This window comes from Stenotrophomonas sp. FSL W7-1447 (genome assembly GCF_037966425.1).
GTDB lineage: Bacteria > Pseudomonadota > Gammaproteobacteria > Xanthomonadales > Xanthomonadaceae > Stenotrophomonas > Stenotrophomonas pavanii.
This window is the reverse complement of record NZ_CP150199.1, coordinates 4,496,018-4,511,797: the sequence shown is the minus strand read 5'-3', so window position 1 is coordinate 4,511,797 and position 15,780 is coordinate 4,496,018. Positions and strand designations below refer to the sequence as shown.

Here is a 15,780-nt window from a genome sequence, read left to right as displayed (position 1 = left end):
CAATGTGCACGAATACTGCCCAGTAGCCCCCCATGCACCTGATCGATATCGGCGCCAACCTGACCCACGACTCCTTCGACCGCGACCGCGACGCCGTGCTGGACCGCGCGCGCCAGGCCGGCGTGGTGCAGATGGTCATCACCGGCGCCAGCCGCGAGCACTCGCCGCTGGCCCTGCAGCTGGCGCAGCAGCATCCGGGCTTCCTGTACGCCACTGCCGGCGTGCACCCGCACCACGCGGTGGAATACACCGAGGAATGCGATGCCGAAATGCGCGCGCTGCATGCCCACCCCGAAGTGGTGGCGGTAGGCGAGTGCGGGCTGGACTACTTCCGTGACTTCTCGCCGCGCCCGGCCCAGCACCGTGCGTTCGAGCGCCAGCTGCAGCTGGCGGCGGACAACGGCAAGCCCCTGTTCCTGCACCAGCGCGACGCGCACGCCGATTTCATGGCGCAGATGAAGAACTTTGAAGGGCGCATCGGCCCGGCGGTGGTGCATTGCTTCACCGGCGAACGCGATGAGCTGTTCGACTACCTGGACCAGGACTGGTACATCGGCATCACTGGTTGGCTGTGTGACGAGCGCCGTGGCGCGCACCTGCGCGAACTGGTGAAGAACATCCCGGCCAACCGCCTGATGATCGAGACCGACGCACCGTACCTGCTGCCGCGCACGCTGAAGCCGATGCCGAAGGATCGCCGCAATGAACCGATGTTCCTCTCGCACATCGTGGAAGAACTGGCCCGTGACCGGGGCGAGGACGTGGCCGTGACTGCGGCCAATGCCACTGCCGCCACGCGTGCGTTCTTCCGCCTGCCCGACGCGGCTTGATGGTAGTGCCGGCCGCTGGCCGGCAGCACATCCTGATTGCCGGCCAGCGGCCGGCACTACCGGAGCAGGTCGCGCAGGCCCTCACGGTAGCTGGGGAATCGCGGCTGCCACCCCAGCGCGGCACGCGTGCCGCGACTGTTGATGCGCTTGCTGCTCTGGTAGAAGCGCCGCAGGGCCGGGCTCAGCGCCGGGTCATCCCAGGCCACGGCGGGTGGCATCGCAAATCCCCCCAGCTGCGCGGCGAAGGCCAGCACGTCCTGCGGCGGTGCTGGCTCGTCATCGCTGGGCAGGTACATCCCCTGCGCTACCGGTCGCTGCATCGCCGCGATGATCACCGCGGCCAGATCCTGCACGTGCAGGCGGTTGAACACCAGGCCGGGGCGCACCACGTGGCGTGCACGCCCCTGCGCCAGCTGCAGCAGCGCATTGCGACCCGGTCCGTAAAGGCCGGGCAGGCGCAGTACCGCAGAGGCAATGCCCCGTTGCTCGGCCAGCGCACGCCACTGGGCTTCCGCGAGCCGACGCTGCACGCCGACGGCTTCAGTGGCGTCCGCCACGCTGGATTCGTCGATCCAGCCGCCGGCCCGGTCGGCATACACCGAGGTCGATGACAGATAGCCGACCCAGCGCAAGGCCGGGCTGGCGTGCAGCGCCGGCAGCAGCATGCGCAGCGCCGGGTCACCCTCGGCATCGGGCGGTACGCTGCACAGTACGGCCCCGGCGCGCGCGATCTCCTCGAGCAGGCCGGGCGCAGGCGGGGTACCGGCCTGCAACGGGTACCGACGCAGGCCATCGTCGGGCGACGCTGCCGGATCACGTACTGTCCCGGCAACCTGCACGCCGCGCGCCTGCAGCTGCGCGGCCAGCACGCGTCCGCTCCAGCCCAGGCCGAGGATCAGCACCCGTCCCGGCAGCGCGCTCGCCTGCGGGCTGAGGCTCACGCGCCGCGCAATGCCTGGTAGGCCTGCAGGCTGCTGTAGGCCACCTGCAGCAGCAGCGCTTCCTGGTCGGCCTTGCGCGCACGCGCCAGCATGTCGCCGACGATCTGCTCGGCCTCCACCTGCTGGCCCGCTTCCAGGTCACGCAGCATCGATGCCTTCAGTGCCGAGCCGGCCTGGGTCAGGGTGCCGCGCGCGGTGTCCTGCGCGGCCTCGGGAATCGGTTCGCCGGCGGCTTCGGCAACGGCCAGGCATTCGTCGTACAGGCCGCGCACGATGGCCTGGCCATCATCGGTGGCGACGATGGTGCCGATGTCGGCACGCAGCAGGCAGGTTGCCGCCGCCAGCGCGGTCAGGAAGGTGTACTTGATCCACTGTTCCTGGCCGATGCGGTCGCTGGCTACGTGGTCCAGGTTGGCCTTCGCGCAGACCGCAGCGAAGGCGTGCACGCGCGCGGAATCCGCACCGCCATCACGCTCGCCGAACGTCAGCTTGGCCGGTTTGCCCAGGTGCAGCACCGCGCCATCGGGTGCCTTGGTGGCGCTGATGAAGCACAGGCCGCCGAGCACGGCCTCGTGGCCGAAGCGCGCGTCCAGCGCGTGGTAGTGATGCAGGCCATTGAGGATCGGCAGCACCGTGGTGCCCGCGCCAACGGCCGGGGCAATGGCGTCAATGGAGCTGTCCAGGTCGTAGGCCTTGCAGCTGAGGATGACCAGATCGAACGGTGTCTCCGCAGCGAGCGCGGGCAGCGCATCGGCGGTGACGTGCTGCACCGGGAAGCGGGCATCGCCCAGCGGGCTGCGGATGACCAGGCCGTCGCGGTCCAGCTGTGCGGCGCGTGCCGGGCGCACCAGGAAGGTGACATCGACGCCGGCCTGGGCCAGGCGACCACCGAAGTATCCGCCGGTACCGCCGGCGCCGAGGATCAGGATGCGCATTGCACGTTCACCGTGTTCTGGGGGAATCAGAACTGCGATTGTGCCGGAGATTGCAGGCAAAAAAGAGCCGAGCACAGGCTCGGCTCTACAGGCTGCTGCATCCGCGCATGGCGTGGATCCAGTGTCGCCGGCCAGCGGCCGGCACTACCACGCAGGTCTCAACTGCGCATGCCCACGCCACGGCGCAGCAGCCACAGCGCCACCAAGGTCAGTACCACCACGAAACCGACCATGAGTGCATACGCCACCGTCACCGGCACGTCGCTGCTGCCCAGCAGGCCATAGCGGAACGCATTGACCATGTAGAAGATCGGGTTCGCGTGCGTGGCCGCTTCGGCCCAGCCCGGCAGCAGCTTCACCGAATAGAACACGCCGCCCAGGTAGGTCAGCGGGGTCAGGATGAAGGTCGGCACGATCGCCACGTCATCGAACTTCTTGGCGTACACCGCGTTGATGAAGCCGGCCAGCGAGAAGATCGTCGCGCCCAGCAGCACCGTGGTCAGCGTCACCAGCGGGTGCGGGATGCGCACCGGGGTGAAGAACATCGCGATGATCAGCACGATCACGCCCACCATCAGGCCGCGCAGCACGGCACCGGCCACGTAGCCCCACAGGATCACCCAGTTCGGCATCGGGCTGACCAGCAGTTCTTCGACGTGGCGGCCGAACTTGGCACCGAAGAACGAGGAACTGATGTTGCCGTAGCTGTTCTGGATCACGCTCATCATCACCAGGCCCGGCACGATGAACTGCATGTAGGTGTAGCCGCCCATGTCACCCACGCGCGACCCGATCAGGTTGCCGAAGATCAGGAAGTACAGGGTCATGGTGATCGCCGGCGGCACCAGGGTCTGGCCCCAGATGCGCATGATGCGGGCGACTTCGCGACGCACGATGGTCATCAGTGCGATGCGGTTGCGCTGGCCGTCGGTCAGCTCGGTGGTGCTCATGCAGGCTTCTCCAGGTTGCCGGTGAGGCGCACGAACAGCTCCTCCAGGCGGTTGCTCTTGGTACGCATCGAACGCACGCGGATGCCGGACGCGTTGAGCGTGGCGAACACGCGGTTGAGGTCCATCGCACGCGGCATGTCGATGTCCAGGGTGTGCGGGTCCGGCGCGGTCAGCGTCGCGCCTTCGATCACCGGCAGCTGCGCCGGCAGGTCGCCGTCGATGTCCAGCAGGAAGCCTTCCACGTCCAGCTTGGCCAGCAGGGTGCGCATCGGCCCCTGCTCGACGATCTGGCCGTGGTTGATGATCGCCAGGTGGCGGCACAGGTATTCGGCTTCTTCCAGGTAGTGGGTGGTGAGGATGATCGTGGTGCCTGCGGCATTGATCTCCTTCAGCACGCGCCACATGTCGCGGCGGATCTCGATGTCCACGCCGGCGGTCGGTTCGTCCAGGATCAGCAGGCGCGGGCGGGTCATCATCGCGCGGGCGATCATCAGCCGGCGCTTCATGCCGCCGGACAGCGTGCGGCTCATCACCTGTGCTTTTTCCCACAGGTGTGCGCGCTTGAGTTCCTCTTCGGCGCGCTGCTCGGCCTCCTCGCGGGGCACGCCGTAGAAACCGGCGTAGTTCACCAGGATGTCGAAGGGCTTCTCGAACAGGTTGAAGTTGATTTCCTGCGGCACCAGCCCGATCAGGCGCATGGTGGCGCTGCGGTTGCCCACCAGGTCGCTGCCGAACACCTCCACCTTGCCTTCGCTGAGGTTGACCAGGGAGCTGATGATGCCGATCAGGGTCGACTTGCCGGCCCCGTTGGGGCCAAGCAGGGCGAAGAAGTCGCCCGGGGCCACTTCCAGGGAAACGCCCTTCAGGGCCTGGGTGCCGTTGTCGTAGGTCTTGCGCAGGTCGCGCACGCGCAGGGCGGGCGCCGTATCGTTCTGGGATGCCAAGCTCGAAGCCTTCGCGCCCATGGGCTGGCGCTGGAGAGGGGCGGGGAGGGGCTATTATAGAAGACCCCGAGGGCTTGCCCCGGCTACACACTGTCCCGAAAAGTCGTGCCTGTTCAATTCCCCCTCAAGCTGGTCGGCCGCCGCATGCTGGCCCCGACCGTCGGCCACTACCAGTTCGTGCGTGATGATGGACAGCCGCTGGATTTCCAGCCCGGCCAGTTCATCCAGGTCCATTTCAGCTACGCCGACGGCACCGAAACCAAGCGCAGCTACTCGCTGGCGACCATCCACGACCACGCGCTGGGCCCGGGCGAGGCGGTCGACATCGCGGTCAGTTTCGTGCCCGGTGGCGCTGCCACGGCGCTGTTCGAGGCGCTGGAGCACGGCAGCCGGATCAACGCGTCGGGCCCGTACGGGCGGTTCTGCCTGCACCCCGGCGACCACAACGGCCGCTACCTGCTGATCGCCACCGGTACGGGCGTCACCCCCTACCGCTCGATGCTGCCGCTGCTGGAAAAGGCCATGGCCGAACGCGGTGTGAAGATCGTGCTGCTGCAGGGCGCGCGCAGCCCGGGCGAGCTGCTGTACAGCGAAGATTTCTACAGCTTCGCCGAAAAGCACCCGAACTTCCGCTATGTTCCGTGCCTGTCGCGCGAGCTGCCGGCCAACCCGCACCCGGACGTGCAGCATGGCTACGTGCAGCAGGCGCTGGCCGGCTTCACGCCGGACCCGGCCACCGACATCGCCTACCTGTGCGGCAACCCGGACATGGTCGATGCCTGCGCCGAGCTGCTGAAGGCCGCCGGCCTGGGCAACCCGCAGATCCGCCGCGAGAAGTACGTCAGCAGCAAGTAAGTCCGGGTCGTGCCGGCCGCTGGCCGGCAACCGCAAGAACCCCGGGTAGTGCCGGCCGCTGGCCGGCAATTGCATGAAGCCGGTAGTGCCGGCCGCTGGCCGGCAATCGCATGAACCCCGGGTAGTGCCGGCCGCTGGCCGGCAATGGCACTGGCCGGCAACCCTGGAAACCGGAGGCGACCCTACGCCGCCCCCGGTGCCCTGCCTTCAGTACTCGATCCAGGCATCGCGCCAGGCAGAGCCGGTACCCGGACGGTAGGCTTCGGCGTTGACATTGCACCAGGCGCCCTCCGGGAACGGGCGGCAGGCGTAGAGCTTGCCGTCCGAGCCCTTGACCACGGTTTCGCCGGGCTTATAGCTGCCGATACCTTCCGGATACACGAAGTCGTAGTCACCCGGCGGCGGATCGACCGGATCCGGCAACGCCGTGTCGAGCTGGAAGCGATGGCCCGGCTTCAGGTAGACGCGGTTCCCGGTGGCCGAGGCGATGGGGGTGATGATGCCGTTGTTCAGTACGCCCACCCGCGCATGCTGGGCAGAAGCATTGACCTTGCGGCCCAGCGCCAGCGGCCATTGCGTGGCGGAGGTCTCCCCGGCGGCAAGGGTGATCTTCGGGCTTTCCAGGTCATTGCCGCTGGCGTTGAACACGCGCACGGTCAGGGTGGTACCGGTCTCCAGTTCCCCCCGCGCGGTGATCGCCCCCGCGTCTTCCCACTCCGGTGGCGGGGTGATGTCACCCCCCTCAAAACGGACGTCGGCACAGGTATAGAACGCTTCCTTCGAATCGGAGCGCTGCCACGTGTTGTAGATCACGTGCTGGCCGCTGCGCTTGGGCAGTGGGCAGTCCAACTTGTAGACATCGCCCGAAAGCGGCACGTTGCCCAGCGTGCAGAACGCCTCCAGATCGGCCCAGCGCAGCGGGCTGCCCGGCTGCCAGCCCTCGCGGGTGACGTAGAACGTCCAGTCGCGGGTGGCGTGCGGTGCCGGTGCCTTGAACTCGAATGTGTAGCGGCCACGTGCGTCGGCGCGGATCGGCGAAGTCTGCCAATCGCTGCGGTTCAGGTCCAGGCCGCGGTACTTGCTGTTGCCACCGCTGCACAGCTCGCCATCCGGCACGACGGCCTGGTGGTTGCCATCGGCCTCGGCCTGGTTGATCCCGGCCCAGTCGTAGAACGGTTGCGCACCACCGATCGCCTTGGCGGCGGCGCAGGCCGGATGGGTCGGGTTTTCAGGATTCCCCTGGTAACAGGCGTAGACGCGGCTGGAGGGTTTGGACAGGGTGCCGTGGGCGAACGCGCTGCCGGAGGCGACGATGCCGGCAAGCGCAGACAGCGCGAAAAACGTCCGATGGGACAGATGCATGCAGATCTCCTGCGGGTGGTGGAACCCCGCGAAGTCTCGGCATGCGCACTGCCCGTATCCATCGGATTACTTTGAAAGGCGACGCGGATGGCGTCGCCTGAGAGCGGCTTCACACTCACCCGCTGGCTTGCCTCACGCTTTGCAGGGAACGGTGCTCGACCACCGTTCCCTGCGCGTGTTCTCAGTAAGCGATCCAGGCATCGCGCCAGGCCGCGCCCACGCCCGGCCGGTACGCCTCGGCATTGACGTTGCACCACGCGCCCTCCGGGAACGGGCGGCAGGCATACAGCTTGCCGTCGCTGCCCTTCACCACGGTCTGGCCCGGCACATAGCTGCCGATGCCCGCCGGATACACGTGGTCGAAGTCACCGCCGGGCGACGGCGTGCCCGGGTCCGGCACGCGGGTATCGAGCTGGAAGCGGTTGCCGTCTTTCAGGTACACGCGGTTGTCGGTGGCCGAGGCTGCCGGCGTGATCACGCCATTGCTGAGCACGCCGACGCGTGCATGCTGCGCGCTGGCATTGACCTTGCGGGCCAGCGCCAACGGCCACTGCGCCGCCGTGGTCTGGCCACTGGCCAGCGTGACCTCCACGCGTTCGACATCGTTGCCGCCGGCATTGAACACGCGCAGCGCCAGGGTGGTTCCCACCGGCAGCTCGCCGCGCGCGGTGACCGGGCCGGCATCCTGCCACTGCGGTGCCGGTGTCGTCCCCCCAGCACCGCCCTCGAAGCGCACGTCCATGCAGGTGTAGAACGCCTCGGTGGAATCCGAGCGCTGCCAGGTGTTGTAGATCACATGCTGGCCGCTGCGCTGCGGCAACGTGCACTGCAGCTTGTAGGTGCCATCGGCCGACAGCGGCGTGTTGCCCAGCGTGCAGAACTCCTGCAGGTCGGCCCAGCGCAGCGGGCTGCCCGGCTGCCAGCCTTCGCGGGTGACGAAGAAGCGCCAGTCACGGGTGGCGTGCGGTGCGGTCGCCTTGAACACGAAGGTGAACTTCCCATTGGCATCGGGCTGGATCGGCGTGGTCGGCCAGTCACTGCGGTTCACGTCCAGGCCGCGGAAGGTCGGGTTGTTGCCGCTGCACAGCTTGCCGTCGGGTACCAGGGCCTGGTGGTTGCCGTTGGCGTTGGCCTGGTTGATGCCGTTCCAGTCGTAGAACGCCTGCGAACCGCCAATCGCCTTGGCGGCGGCGCAGGCCGGATTGGTCGGGTTCTCGGGATTGCCCTGGAAGCAGGCATAGACGCGGCTGACCGGCGTGGTCATGGTGCCGTGGGCGAACGCGTTGCCGGCCAGGCACAGGCCCGCAGCCGCGAACGCGGTGGTCAGCAGCAGCGGTGTGGATCGGAATGACATGGCGCATCCTTGTGGTCGTCGAAAGGGGACGGTGACCGCAGGAGCTGCACGGCGTTGCGGGCTTTCGGCGGCACCACGGCGAGTATCGAGTCGTGATGCGGGCGACGGAACCCGCGCAGTGCCGATCCGTGACTGCGCATGTGAAGCCCTTCCCGCAGGCTTCACGCCGGGCTGAACGGATGCGCTGGACGTCACGTGACCGGCGTGGCATCGATCACGTCATGGAGGTTGCCCGACGTGGTCTGCCTGTCCACCCGATCCGCCTGGCACGAGAAGCAGCCATGCGCGGCGTTGTGCAACTGGACAAAGGCCACTGCGGGGTCGGCGAACAGCGCATCCAGCCGGTCGGCAACGTCGCTGCCCGCGCAGACCTCGGCACCGCGCATCAGCGCGGCGTGGTCATAGGCGCGCACCGAGATCATCCGGCGCTGCACGTACGGGGGCACTTCGCCCGGTGGCAGCACGCAGCGGGTCACGCCGCGCTGCACGAAGATCGGGCCGGAGGCGCGATACGGCGAGTGCAGTGGCAGGTGGACGTGGGGCAGCAGGAGCAGTTCGCTGCCCGGCGGCGGATCGGTCAGGCTGACCCGGCAGGGATGGCCGCCGCTGTCGCCCGCCCAGCGGCGCTGGATGCCGAGCGCGGCGAGCGCGCTGTCGCTCAGTTCGAACAGGTGCAGGAACGGGCGGTGGTCGATGCCACCGAGGTACCACGTGTGCATGGGCGTCTCCTTGGGTTTCCAGCGGATAGTGCGCAAGCGCCGGCCGTCGTGCTCGCCGTTTTCAGACCCCGCATCGCCGTCGGGCCGGAGCGGGCGACAGGGATCGCGCGGCAAGGCGCTAAGATGCGCGCGCCGCCCCGGCCGACGAGTGCCGCATGTCCCTGGATTTCCCCACCATCACCGTGCTTGGCTTCCTGCTCTGCGTCGGCATTGCGGTGGGCTTCTCGCTGCTGCTGGTCGTACTGCGCGGGCAACCGGTGCTGCGGCAGTGGACCATCAGCCTGTGGCTGTTGACCCTGGGGGTGACCCTGCTGGCGCTGCGGCCCTACCTGCCGCTGGTGCCGGCGGTGCTGGCCGGCAATGCGGCGATGGCCGGCTGCGGGTGGATGATGCTGCGCGGCATGGCCCTGCATCTGCAACGGCCGTTGCCGCTGTGGTGGCCGCTGCTGATAGCGACCGCGTTCATGGCCTGCATCTTCGCCTTCCTGGTGCCGTGGCCGGACCTGGGCATGCGGCTGCTGGTGTTCAGCGTGTTCGCACTGATGGTCGACGGCTGGATCGCCGCGTTGCTGCTGCGGCATGCACCGCCACAGCAGCGCACCAGCTGCCGCCTGGCTGCTGCCGTGTTCCTGGCAGAGGCTGCGTTGTACGCGGTTCGCCTGTTCCTGCCGGTGGCGCCCGATGCCGGTGAGGACATCATGCGGACCGGCTCGCCGATGTTCGCCACCTATATCGCGGGGGTGATGCTGGAACTGGCGCGTTGCTTCGCGATGGTACTGCTGCTGGTCGAGCGCATGCTGGTGGACCTGCGCCGCGCGGCCCGCACCGACGGCCTGACCGGCCTGCTCAACCGCAGCGCAGTGCTGGCCGATGGCCAGGCGCAACTGCAGAAGCTGCGCCGCCAGCGCCGGCCGCTGGCGTTGCTGCTGGTCGACGTGGACCACTTCAAGAAGATCAATGATCGCTGGGGCCATCTGGCCGGCGACCAGGTGCTGCGCCATTTCGCGGCGACGCTGCAGCACTGCGTGCAGGGCCATGAGCACCTGCTGGGCCGTTACGGTGGCGAAGAATTCGTGCTGGTGCTGGCTGGAGGCACGCGCGGCGAAGCCATGGAACGGGCCGCGGCGATCCGCGCGCGACTGCAGCAGCGGCCGGCACTGCTGGCCGACGGGCCGGTGTGGGTCACCGCCAGCGTCGGCCTGGCGATGGACGCGGGGCAGGGCGATCTGTCGACGTTGCTGGCCGCTGCCGATGCCGCCCTGTACCGGGCCAAGGCCGAAGGGCGGGACCGCCTGGTCTGCGCGCCGCCGGCGGCCGATTCGCCATTGCCCATCGCCCCCGGCGCGCTGCCCGTGTAAGTTGAGTCACATCTTCCGCGGCAGCCCGTCGTGGTCGACAGGAACGTCCTCCAGGGGAAACGAGCACGATGCAAAGACACCACCTCGCGCTGGCCGGAATGCTGGCCAGCCTGTTGCTTGCCGGGTGCAGCCCGTCGCCGGCGGCCGACGCCGGCAGCGCCAGCGATGCACCCAGCCGCCGCTTCGGCACGATCGACTTCCAGCCCTGCACGCTGTCCACCGTCGGCGCCAGCGCCAACGTGGAAGCGCAGTGCGCCACTCTGCAGGTGCCGGAGGACCGGGCCCGGCCTGAGGCTCGCCGCATCGACCTGCGCATCGCCTGGCTGGAATCGGGCAGCAGCGGTTCCAGCCAGCCCGATCCGGTGTTCTTCCTCGCCGGTGGCCCTGGCCAGGCGGCCAGCGAAGTGGCCGTCGTCGTCGACACCGCGCTGCGCCAGGTACGCAAGCAGCGTGACGTGTTCCTGATCGACCAGCGCGGCACCGGCGGCTCGAACCCGCTCAGCTGCCTGGGCGCGGACGGCAAGGATCTGCCGATGGGCGAAGATGACGCGTCTTCGGAGGCCTCGCTGCGCGACTACGCCCAACGCTGCGCCGCGTCGCTGCAGGGGCGCGCCGACGCGCGCTTCTATACCACCACCGAAGCCATCGCCGACCTGGATGCGGTGCGGGCGGCGCTCGGCGTGGACAAGGTCAACCTGGTCGGCGGTTCCTACGGCACCCGCGTGGCCCAGCGCTACGCCGGTGCCTACCCGCAGCACACGCGCAGCATCGTCATCGATGGCGTGATACCGAACGAACTGGTGGTCGGCGGTGACTTCGCGACCACGTTCGAGGATGCGATCGCCCTGCAGTCGGCGCAGTGCCGCAAGGACGCCGCCTGCAGCAAGCGTTTCCCGACCGATACCCGCGCGCAGCTGCGCAGCGTGGTCGACACCCTGCGCCGTGCGCCGGTCCCGGTCGAGTATCGCGACCCGGGTACCAACGCACCGCGGCAGGATGTCCTGACGCCGGACAGTGTGGTCGGCCTGGCCTTCGCCTTCTCGTACTTGCCGCAGTATTCCTCGCTGTTGCCGCTGGTGCTGGATGAGGCCGCTCATGGCCGCTACGCGCCGCTGGCGTCGTTGGCCCGCGGTGCGAACCGCAGCATGGATTTCCAGATCAACCGCGGCATGCAGTGGTCGGTGATCTGCAGCGAGGATGCACCGCGCTACCACGCGCCGGCCGAGGATCCGGCGCGGCTGTTCGGCAACGAGGTGGCCAGTACCTTCTTCGCCGCCTGCCCGGTGTGGCCACACCGGCCGGCGCCGGCGACCGATGCGGTGCCACTGCGCAGCAACGTGCCGGCGCTGTTGCTGTCCGGTGAGCTGGACCCGGTGACGCCGCCGCGCTATGCCGCGCAGGTACTCAAGGGCCTGCCCAACGGCCGCGCACTGGTCGCCCGTGGCCAGGGCCATGGCACCCTGGCCGCCGGCTGCATGCCGCGCCTGCTCGGCCAGTTCATCGACACGACCGATGCCAAGGCGCTGGATGCCGGCTGCCTGGACTCGCTGAGCTACGTGCCGGCGTTCACCTCGTTCAACGGATGGGAACCATGATCGTCGCCGACAGCCTGCACAAGGCCTTCGATACCCGCACGGGCCGCATCCAGGCGGTCTCCAACGTCGGCTTCCGCGCCGGCGACGGACAGATCACCGGCCTGCTCGGCCCCAACGGTGCCGGCAAGACCACCACCATGCGCATGCTCTACACGCTGATGACGCCGGACCAGGGCAGCATCACTGTCGATGGCATCGATGCGGCACGCAATCCCGTCGAGGTGCGTCGCCACCTGGGTGTGCTGCCCGATGCACGTGGCGTCTACAAGCGCCTGACCGCGCGCGAGAACATCGCCTACTTTGGCGAGCTGCATGGCCTGTCGGCCGAGCGCATCCGCGAACGCATCGAGGTGCTGTCGCACGCGCTGGACATGGGCGACATCCTCGACCGCCAGACCGACGGTTTCTCGCAGGGCCAGCGCACCAAGACCGCGATCGCCCGCGCGCTGGTGCACGACCCGCGCAACGTCATCCTCGATGAACCGACCAACGGCCTGGATGTGATGACCACGCGTGCGCTGCGCCGCTTCCTGCTGGGCCTGCGCGAAGAAGGGCGCTGCGTGATCCTGTCCAGCCACATCATGCAGGAGGTGGGCGCGTTGTGTGACCACATCGTGATCATTGCCAAGGGCACGGTGATGGCCGCCGGCAGCGCCGACGAGCTGCGTGCGCAGGCCGGTGAAGCCAATCTTGAGGACGCGTTCGTGAAACTGATCGGCAGCGAAGAGGGCCTGCACGCATGAGCATGATGTCGACCCTGATGACGGTGATGCGCAAGGAGCTGCTTGACCTGTCGCGTGACCGGCGCACGCTGCTGCTGACCCTGCTGTTCGGGCCACTGCTGTACCCGATGCTGCTGCTGGGCATGGGCAAGCTGGCCGAGAGCCGGGTGCGCACCCAGATCGAAGCGCCGTTGCAGATTCCCACCATCGGTGCGGAGAACGCACCCAACCTGGTGCGCTTCCTCGCTGCACAGGGCCTCAATGCCGCGCCGGCACCGAAGGACCTGGCCGAGGCCATCCGCAGCCAGGACATCGATGTAGCGCTGCGCATCAGCGATGACTTCGGCAAGGACTGGGCCGAGGGCAAGCCGGCGCTGGTGGAGGTGATCAAGGACAGCACGCGTCGCGCGGCCGAAGTACCCAGCGCACGCCTGGAGGCGGCGCTGGCCACCTACAACGGCCAGGTCGGTGCCTTGCGCCTGATGGCACGCGGCATCGACGCACAGGTGGCCCGCCCGCTGGACGTGGCGCGCCAGGACCTGGCCAGTGCCGAAGCCAAGCGCGGCATGATCCTGTCGATGCTGCTACCGGTGCTGCTGACACTGACCTCGTTCATCGGTGGCGCCTACCTGGTGATGGACGCCACCGCCGGCGAGCGCGAGCGGCAGTCGCTGGAACCCCTGCTGGCTACGCCGGGCTCGCGCAGCGCAATCGTCAGCGGCAAGATCGCCGCCGCCTGCGTGGTCGGTTTCGTGTCGCTGCTGCTGACCCTGGTCGCCTTCAAGGTGAGCGCGCAGATCGCACCCGGCAACATCGGCCGCCAGTTCAACATGAACGTCGGCTCGATGCTGCAGATGCTGCTGGTGATGCTGCCGATGCTGCTGATCGGCACCTCGCTGCTGACCTTCCTGTCGGCCGCGGCCAAGAGCATGAAGGAAGCGCAGAGCCACATGACCTGGCTGATGCTGCTGCCGATGCTGCCCGGCTACGCACTGGTGGCCTATCCGCTGAAGAGCGAACTGTGGCAGTACGCCGTGCCGTTCCTGTCGCAGAACCAGATGCTGCTGAAGGTGATTCGCCACGAGACCATCACCCCCGCAGTCTGGGCGATCTACCTCGGCGCCAGCCTCGGCCTGGCCGCCGTACTGTGGTTCGCCGCCGTGCGCCGCTATCACAACGAGCGCCTGGCCATCTCGGGTTGACCAGAAAAAGGGGACGGAGGGGATTAAGTCGTTTCTGCCCCTCCCGTCCCCTCCTTGCGCGGGCGGCCTTGTCTTCGCATCGCCACCGGGCGCCCGAGCGTCTGCTCTACCATCCGCAGGAAGGCAGCATCCCCCAACGGGCGCTGTTTGGCGCTATGACTGCGGATTGCGGGCAGATCGGCGGACGCATTCACATCGCGCAGGAATCGCGCATACACCGTCGTCCTGTTGCGAGCGGTCGCGGCCAACGCTCTGAATGCGGGATGCGGGGTCAGCATGGGATCAGCGCGTCGTTGAAGGTTGCCGTGCACGCTGGACCACGGATGATCTTCAGCGCTGACAGCAATGCCGGCACGAACGGGATTGCGTTCGATGTAGCGGTATACGCTGAGCAGGTAGCCGTCGCTGTCGATCATTGAGGAATGGAAGCGGCCCTGCCACAGGGGACCGGTGCGGCCGTGCCGCTGGTTGAAAGCCTGCACATAGTTGTTGCCCTGCATGCGCATTGCATCGGCCAGCCCACGCTGCGTGGATGGCGTGGCCAGCAGGTGGACGTGGTTGTCCATCAGCACGTAGGCATGCAGTGCGACGCGGTGCTTGAGGAAAGCGCTGTGCAGCAGATGCAGGAACAGTTGCCGGTCGATGTCGTCGACGAAGATCGCACCCTTGTTCACACCGCGCTGGATCACGTGATAGGCCTGGCCGGCCAGCATCAGGCGCGCTTGTCGGGGCATGGGATTCCCAGGTCGAAGGGGGCCTCAGCCTGGCATCGGCACCGTGGCGTGGGGCATCAGGTAATGCCGCGCAGCGGTATCGGAGGAGTCAGAAGCGACTTAATCCCCTCCGTCCCCTTTTCCGTACCGCGCGGGCGTCACACCCATCTCGCGCTTGAACACGGTGATGAACGCGCTTGGGGTGTCGTATCCCATCGACAGCGCGACGCGGGTCACCGGCTCGCCGGCCAGCAGGCGTGGCAGCGACAGCAGCACGCGCAGGCGCTGCCGCCAATGGCCCAGGGTCATGCCTGTTTCGGCCTGCCACCGGCGGGCGAGGCTGCGGCTGGACAGGCCGCCGGTGGCCGCCCACGCTTCGACACTGCGCAGGTCGTCCGGCGATCGCGCCAGCGCCGCCGCGATCCGCCGCAACCGGCGATCCCGCGGCTGTGGCAGGGCAAGTGGCAAGGGAGTGCTGGCACGGATCTCATCGGCAATGACGCCGCCCAGGCGTGCCTGCGCAGCGTCCAGTGCCTGATGCGGCCAGCGCAGTGCGCGCGTCACCGCCGCCTGCAACAGCGCATCGGGTTGGAAAATACGGGGCAGCGGGGGCAGATCCAGGCCGGCATCGGCGCGGACGTACAGGCTCCAGCCATCGAACCCGTCTGCCCCGAGCAGCGCATGGGGCAGCAGCGGCGGTATCCAGGCAACGTGCCCGGCCGGAAGCAGCCACTGCAGATTCCCGGCTTCGATCCGCAACAGGCCCTGATGGGCGCCCAGCAATTGACCGCGCCGGTGTTGGTGGCGGGCGGTGCGCCGCCTTCCGGGCACGCGCAGCTGGCCGGCCAGCACGATGGGGCCGTCGTCGGCGTCCGCCAATGCCGGATCAATCAAGCCGGTCGGTGTCTGATCTGCCATATCCATTGGCAGTTATACGGCAGAAGCGCCGACCCGCGCGCGCCACACTGGGCGCCCATTCCAACACGAGCCGCCCCGATGCAGCCCCAGGACATCCTTCCCGACCACCAGAACGAAGTACAGGTAAACGGCCTCACCGTGCGCAAGGGCAGCGTCGGCGCCTTCCTCGCCAGTGTCCGCGACTGGCAGGACGCCGCCAGCAACGACGCCACCCGCGCCGCCGCCGAAGCCGACCTGCGTGCGCTGCTGCCGGGCCTGCATGCGCTTGGCCTGTTCCAGGTGCTGGCCGCGCGCGATCCGGCACTGCAGCGCCTGATCGACAGTGCCCGCTGAAACGGACAAGGCCCGGACATGCCGGGCCTTGTCGTCATTGCGGGGCGGA

At 68.2% G+C, this 15,780-nt stretch carries 16 protein-coding genes; 7 read left to right on the top strand and 9 right to left on the bottom strand.

The genetic code is table 11. The annotated features are described in order from the left end of the window. Positions 1-32 precede the first annotated feature (32 nt). Complete coding sequence (locus NSQ78_RS20945; RefSeq protein ID WP_049470782.1) at positions 33-830, top strand: TatD family hydrolase; 798 nt, start codon at positions 33-35, stop codon at positions 828-830. A gap of 56 nt (positions 831-886) precedes the next feature. Here the strand turns inward: NSQ78_RS20945 and NSQ78_RS20940 are convergent, their stop codons facing one another. From NSQ78_RS20940 to NSQ78_RS20925, 4 genes are all read right to left on the bottom strand, one after another. Beyond that, a complete protein-coding gene (locus NSQ78_RS20940; protein WP_064239489.1) occupies positions 887-1,771 on the bottom strand; it encodes an NAD-dependent epimerase/dehydratase family protein in 885 nt (294 codons plus the stop codon). Next, a complete protein-coding gene (gene panE, locus NSQ78_RS20935) occupies positions 1,768-2,706 on the bottom strand; it encodes a 2-dehydropantoate 2-reductase (RefSeq protein ID WP_064239488.1) in 939 nt (312 codons plus the stop codon). The genes NSQ78_RS20940 and panE overlap by 4 nt, the downstream gene beginning before the upstream one ends. A gap of 158 nt (positions 2,707-2,864) precedes the next feature. Beyond that, positions 2,865-3,656, bottom strand: coding sequence for an ABC transporter permease (locus NSQ78_RS20930; RefSeq protein ID WP_049459865.1), 792 nt, complete (start codon positions 3,654-3,656; stop codon positions 2,865-2,867). Continuing rightward, complete coding sequence (locus tag NSQ78_RS20925) at positions 3,653-4,621, bottom strand: ABC transporter ATP-binding protein (protein WP_049459866.1); 969 nt, start codon at positions 4,619-4,621, stop codon at positions 3,653-3,655. Before NSQ78_RS20925 ends, NSQ78_RS20930 begins: the two co-directional genes overlap by 4 nt. An 84-nt stretch (positions 4,622-4,705) precedes the next feature. Here NSQ78_RS20925 and NSQ78_RS20920 point away from each other — a divergent pair, with 84 nt between their 5' ends. Next, the gene (locus tag NSQ78_RS20920) at positions 4,706-5,455 is read left to right on the top strand and encodes a ferredoxin--NADP reductase (RefSeq protein ID WP_074725694.1); all 750 of its coding nucleotides are present in this window, start codon (positions 4,706-4,708) and stop codon (positions 5,453-5,455) included. A 207-nt stretch (positions 5,456-5,662) separates the two neighbouring features. Here the strand turns inward: NSQ78_RS20920 and NSQ78_RS20915 are convergent, their stop codons facing one another. The 3 genes from NSQ78_RS20915 to NSQ78_RS20905 form a co-directional block, all read right to left on the bottom strand. Continuing rightward, positions 5,663-6,817, bottom strand: coding sequence for a lytic polysaccharide monooxygenase (locus NSQ78_RS20915; RefSeq protein WP_064239486.1), 1,155 nt, complete (start codon positions 6,815-6,817; stop codon positions 5,663-5,665). 181 nt (positions 6,818-6,998) lie between these two features. Next, a complete protein-coding gene (locus NSQ78_RS20910; protein ID WP_064239485.1) occupies positions 6,999-8,171 on the bottom strand; it encodes a lytic polysaccharide monooxygenase in 1,173 nt (390 codons plus the stop codon). Positions 8,172-8,362: 191 nt separating this feature from the next. Further along, positions 8,363-8,890 carry a DUF1203 domain-containing protein gene (locus NSQ78_RS20905; RefSeq protein WP_064239484.1) on the bottom strand — a complete coding sequence of 176 codons (528 nt, stop codon included), beginning with the start codon at positions 8,888-8,890 and terminating at the stop codon, positions 8,363-8,365. A gap of 155 nt (positions 8,891-9,045) precedes the next feature. On the opposite strand from NSQ78_RS20905, the gene NSQ78_RS20900 reads away from it, so the two are divergent. The 4 genes from NSQ78_RS20900 (at position 9,046) to NSQ78_RS20885 (ending at position 13,767) form a co-directional block, all read left to right on the top strand. Further along, positions 9,046-10,248, top strand: coding sequence for a GGDEF domain-containing protein (locus NSQ78_RS20900; protein WP_064239483.1), 1,203 nt, complete (start codon positions 9,046-9,048; stop codon positions 10,246-10,248). Between the two features lie 68 nt (positions 10,249-10,316). Next, positions 10,317-11,843 carry an alpha/beta fold hydrolase gene (locus tag NSQ78_RS20895; RefSeq protein ID WP_064239482.1) on the top strand — a complete coding sequence of 509 codons (1,527 nt, stop codon included), beginning with the start codon at positions 10,317-10,319 and terminating at the stop codon, positions 11,841-11,843. Further along, entirely contained in the window at positions 11,840-12,586 is a 747-nt protein-coding gene (locus NSQ78_RS20890) for an ATP-binding cassette domain-containing protein (protein WP_049465232.1), read from the top strand. Before NSQ78_RS20895 ends, NSQ78_RS20890 begins: the two co-directional genes overlap by 4 nt. After that, entirely contained in the window at positions 12,583-13,767 is a 1,185-nt protein-coding gene (locus NSQ78_RS20885) for an ABC transporter permease (protein WP_064239481.1), read from the top strand. The genes NSQ78_RS20890 and NSQ78_RS20885 overlap by 4 nt, the downstream gene beginning before the upstream one ends. A gap of 23 nt (positions 13,768-13,790) precedes the next feature. On the opposite strand, the gene NSQ78_RS20880 is transcribed toward NSQ78_RS20885, so the two are convergent. Then, positions 13,791-14,501 (bottom strand): transposase, encoded by a 711-nt coding sequence (locus tag NSQ78_RS20880; protein WP_064239480.1) that lies wholly within the window; start codon positions 14,499-14,501, stop codon positions 13,791-13,793. A 99-nt stretch (positions 14,502-14,600) separates the two neighbouring features. Then, positions 14,601-15,398, bottom strand: a complete 798-nt coding sequence (locus NSQ78_RS20875) for a helix-turn-helix transcriptional regulator (RefSeq protein ID WP_064239479.1) — start codon at positions 15,396-15,398, stop codon at positions 14,601-14,603. Positions 15,399-15,476: 78 nt separating this feature from the next. Between NSQ78_RS20875 and NSQ78_RS20870 the strand changes: the two genes are divergently transcribed. After that, positions 15,477-15,731, top strand: coding sequence for a hypothetical protein (locus NSQ78_RS20870; protein WP_049465240.1), 255 nt, complete (start codon positions 15,477-15,479; stop codon positions 15,729-15,731). The last annotated feature ends 49 nt before the right edge of the window (positions 15,732-15,780 follow it).

Excerpts from the sequence above, each read along its gene's own strand:
- NSQ78_RS20875 (WP_064239479.1), bottom strand. The coding sequence starts at position 15,398 with ATGGCAGATCAGACACCGACCGGCTTGATTGATCCGGCATTGGCGGAC.
- NSQ78_RS20945 (WP_049470782.1), top strand. The coding sequence starts at position 33 with ATGCACCTGATCGATATCGGCGCCAACCTGACCCACGACTCCTTCGAC.
- NSQ78_RS20885 (WP_064239481.1), top strand. The coding sequence starts at position 12,583 with ATGAGCATGATGTCGACCCTGATGACGGTGATGCGCAAGGAGCTGCTT.
- NSQ78_RS20890 (WP_049465232.1), top strand. The coding sequence starts at position 11,840 with ATGATCGTCGCCGACAGCCTGCACAAGGCCTTCGATACCCGCACGGGC.
- NSQ78_RS20870 (WP_049465240.1), top strand. The coding sequence starts at position 15,477 with ATGCAGCCCCAGGACATCCTTCCCGACCACCAGAACGAAGTACAGGTA.
- NSQ78_RS20900 (WP_064239483.1), top strand. The coding sequence starts at position 9,046 with ATGTCCCTGGATTTCCCCACCATCACCGTGCTTGGCTTCCTGCTCTGC.
- NSQ78_RS20905 (WP_064239484.1), bottom strand. The coding sequence starts at position 8,890 with ATGCACACGTGGTACCTCGGTGGCATCGACCACCGCCCGTTCCTGCAC.
- NSQ78_RS20925 (WP_049459866.1), bottom strand. The coding sequence starts at position 4,621 with ATGGGCGCGAAGGCTTCGAGCTTGGCATCCCAGAACGATACGGCGCCC.
- NSQ78_RS20915 (WP_064239486.1), bottom strand. The coding sequence starts at position 6,817 with ATGCATCTGTCCCATCGGACGTTTTTCGCGCTGTCTGCGCTTGCCGGC.
- NSQ78_RS20910 (WP_064239485.1), bottom strand. The coding sequence starts at position 8,171 with ATGTCATTCCGATCCACACCGCTGCTGCTGACCACCGCGTTCGCGGCT.
- NSQ78_RS20895 (WP_064239482.1), top strand. The coding sequence starts at position 10,317 with ATGCAAAGACACCACCTCGCGCTGGCCGGAATGCTGGCCAGCCTGTTG.
- NSQ78_RS20880 (WP_064239480.1), bottom strand. The coding sequence starts at position 14,501 with ATGCCCCGACAAGCGCGCCTGATGCTGGCCGGCCAGGCCTATCACGTG.
- panE (WP_064239488.1), bottom strand. The coding sequence starts at position 2,706 with ATGCGCATCCTGATCCTCGGCGCCGGCGGTACCGGCGGATACTTCGGT.
- NSQ78_RS20930 (WP_049459865.1), bottom strand. The coding sequence starts at position 3,656 with ATGAGCACCACCGAGCTGACCGACGGCCAGCGCAACCGCATCGCACTG.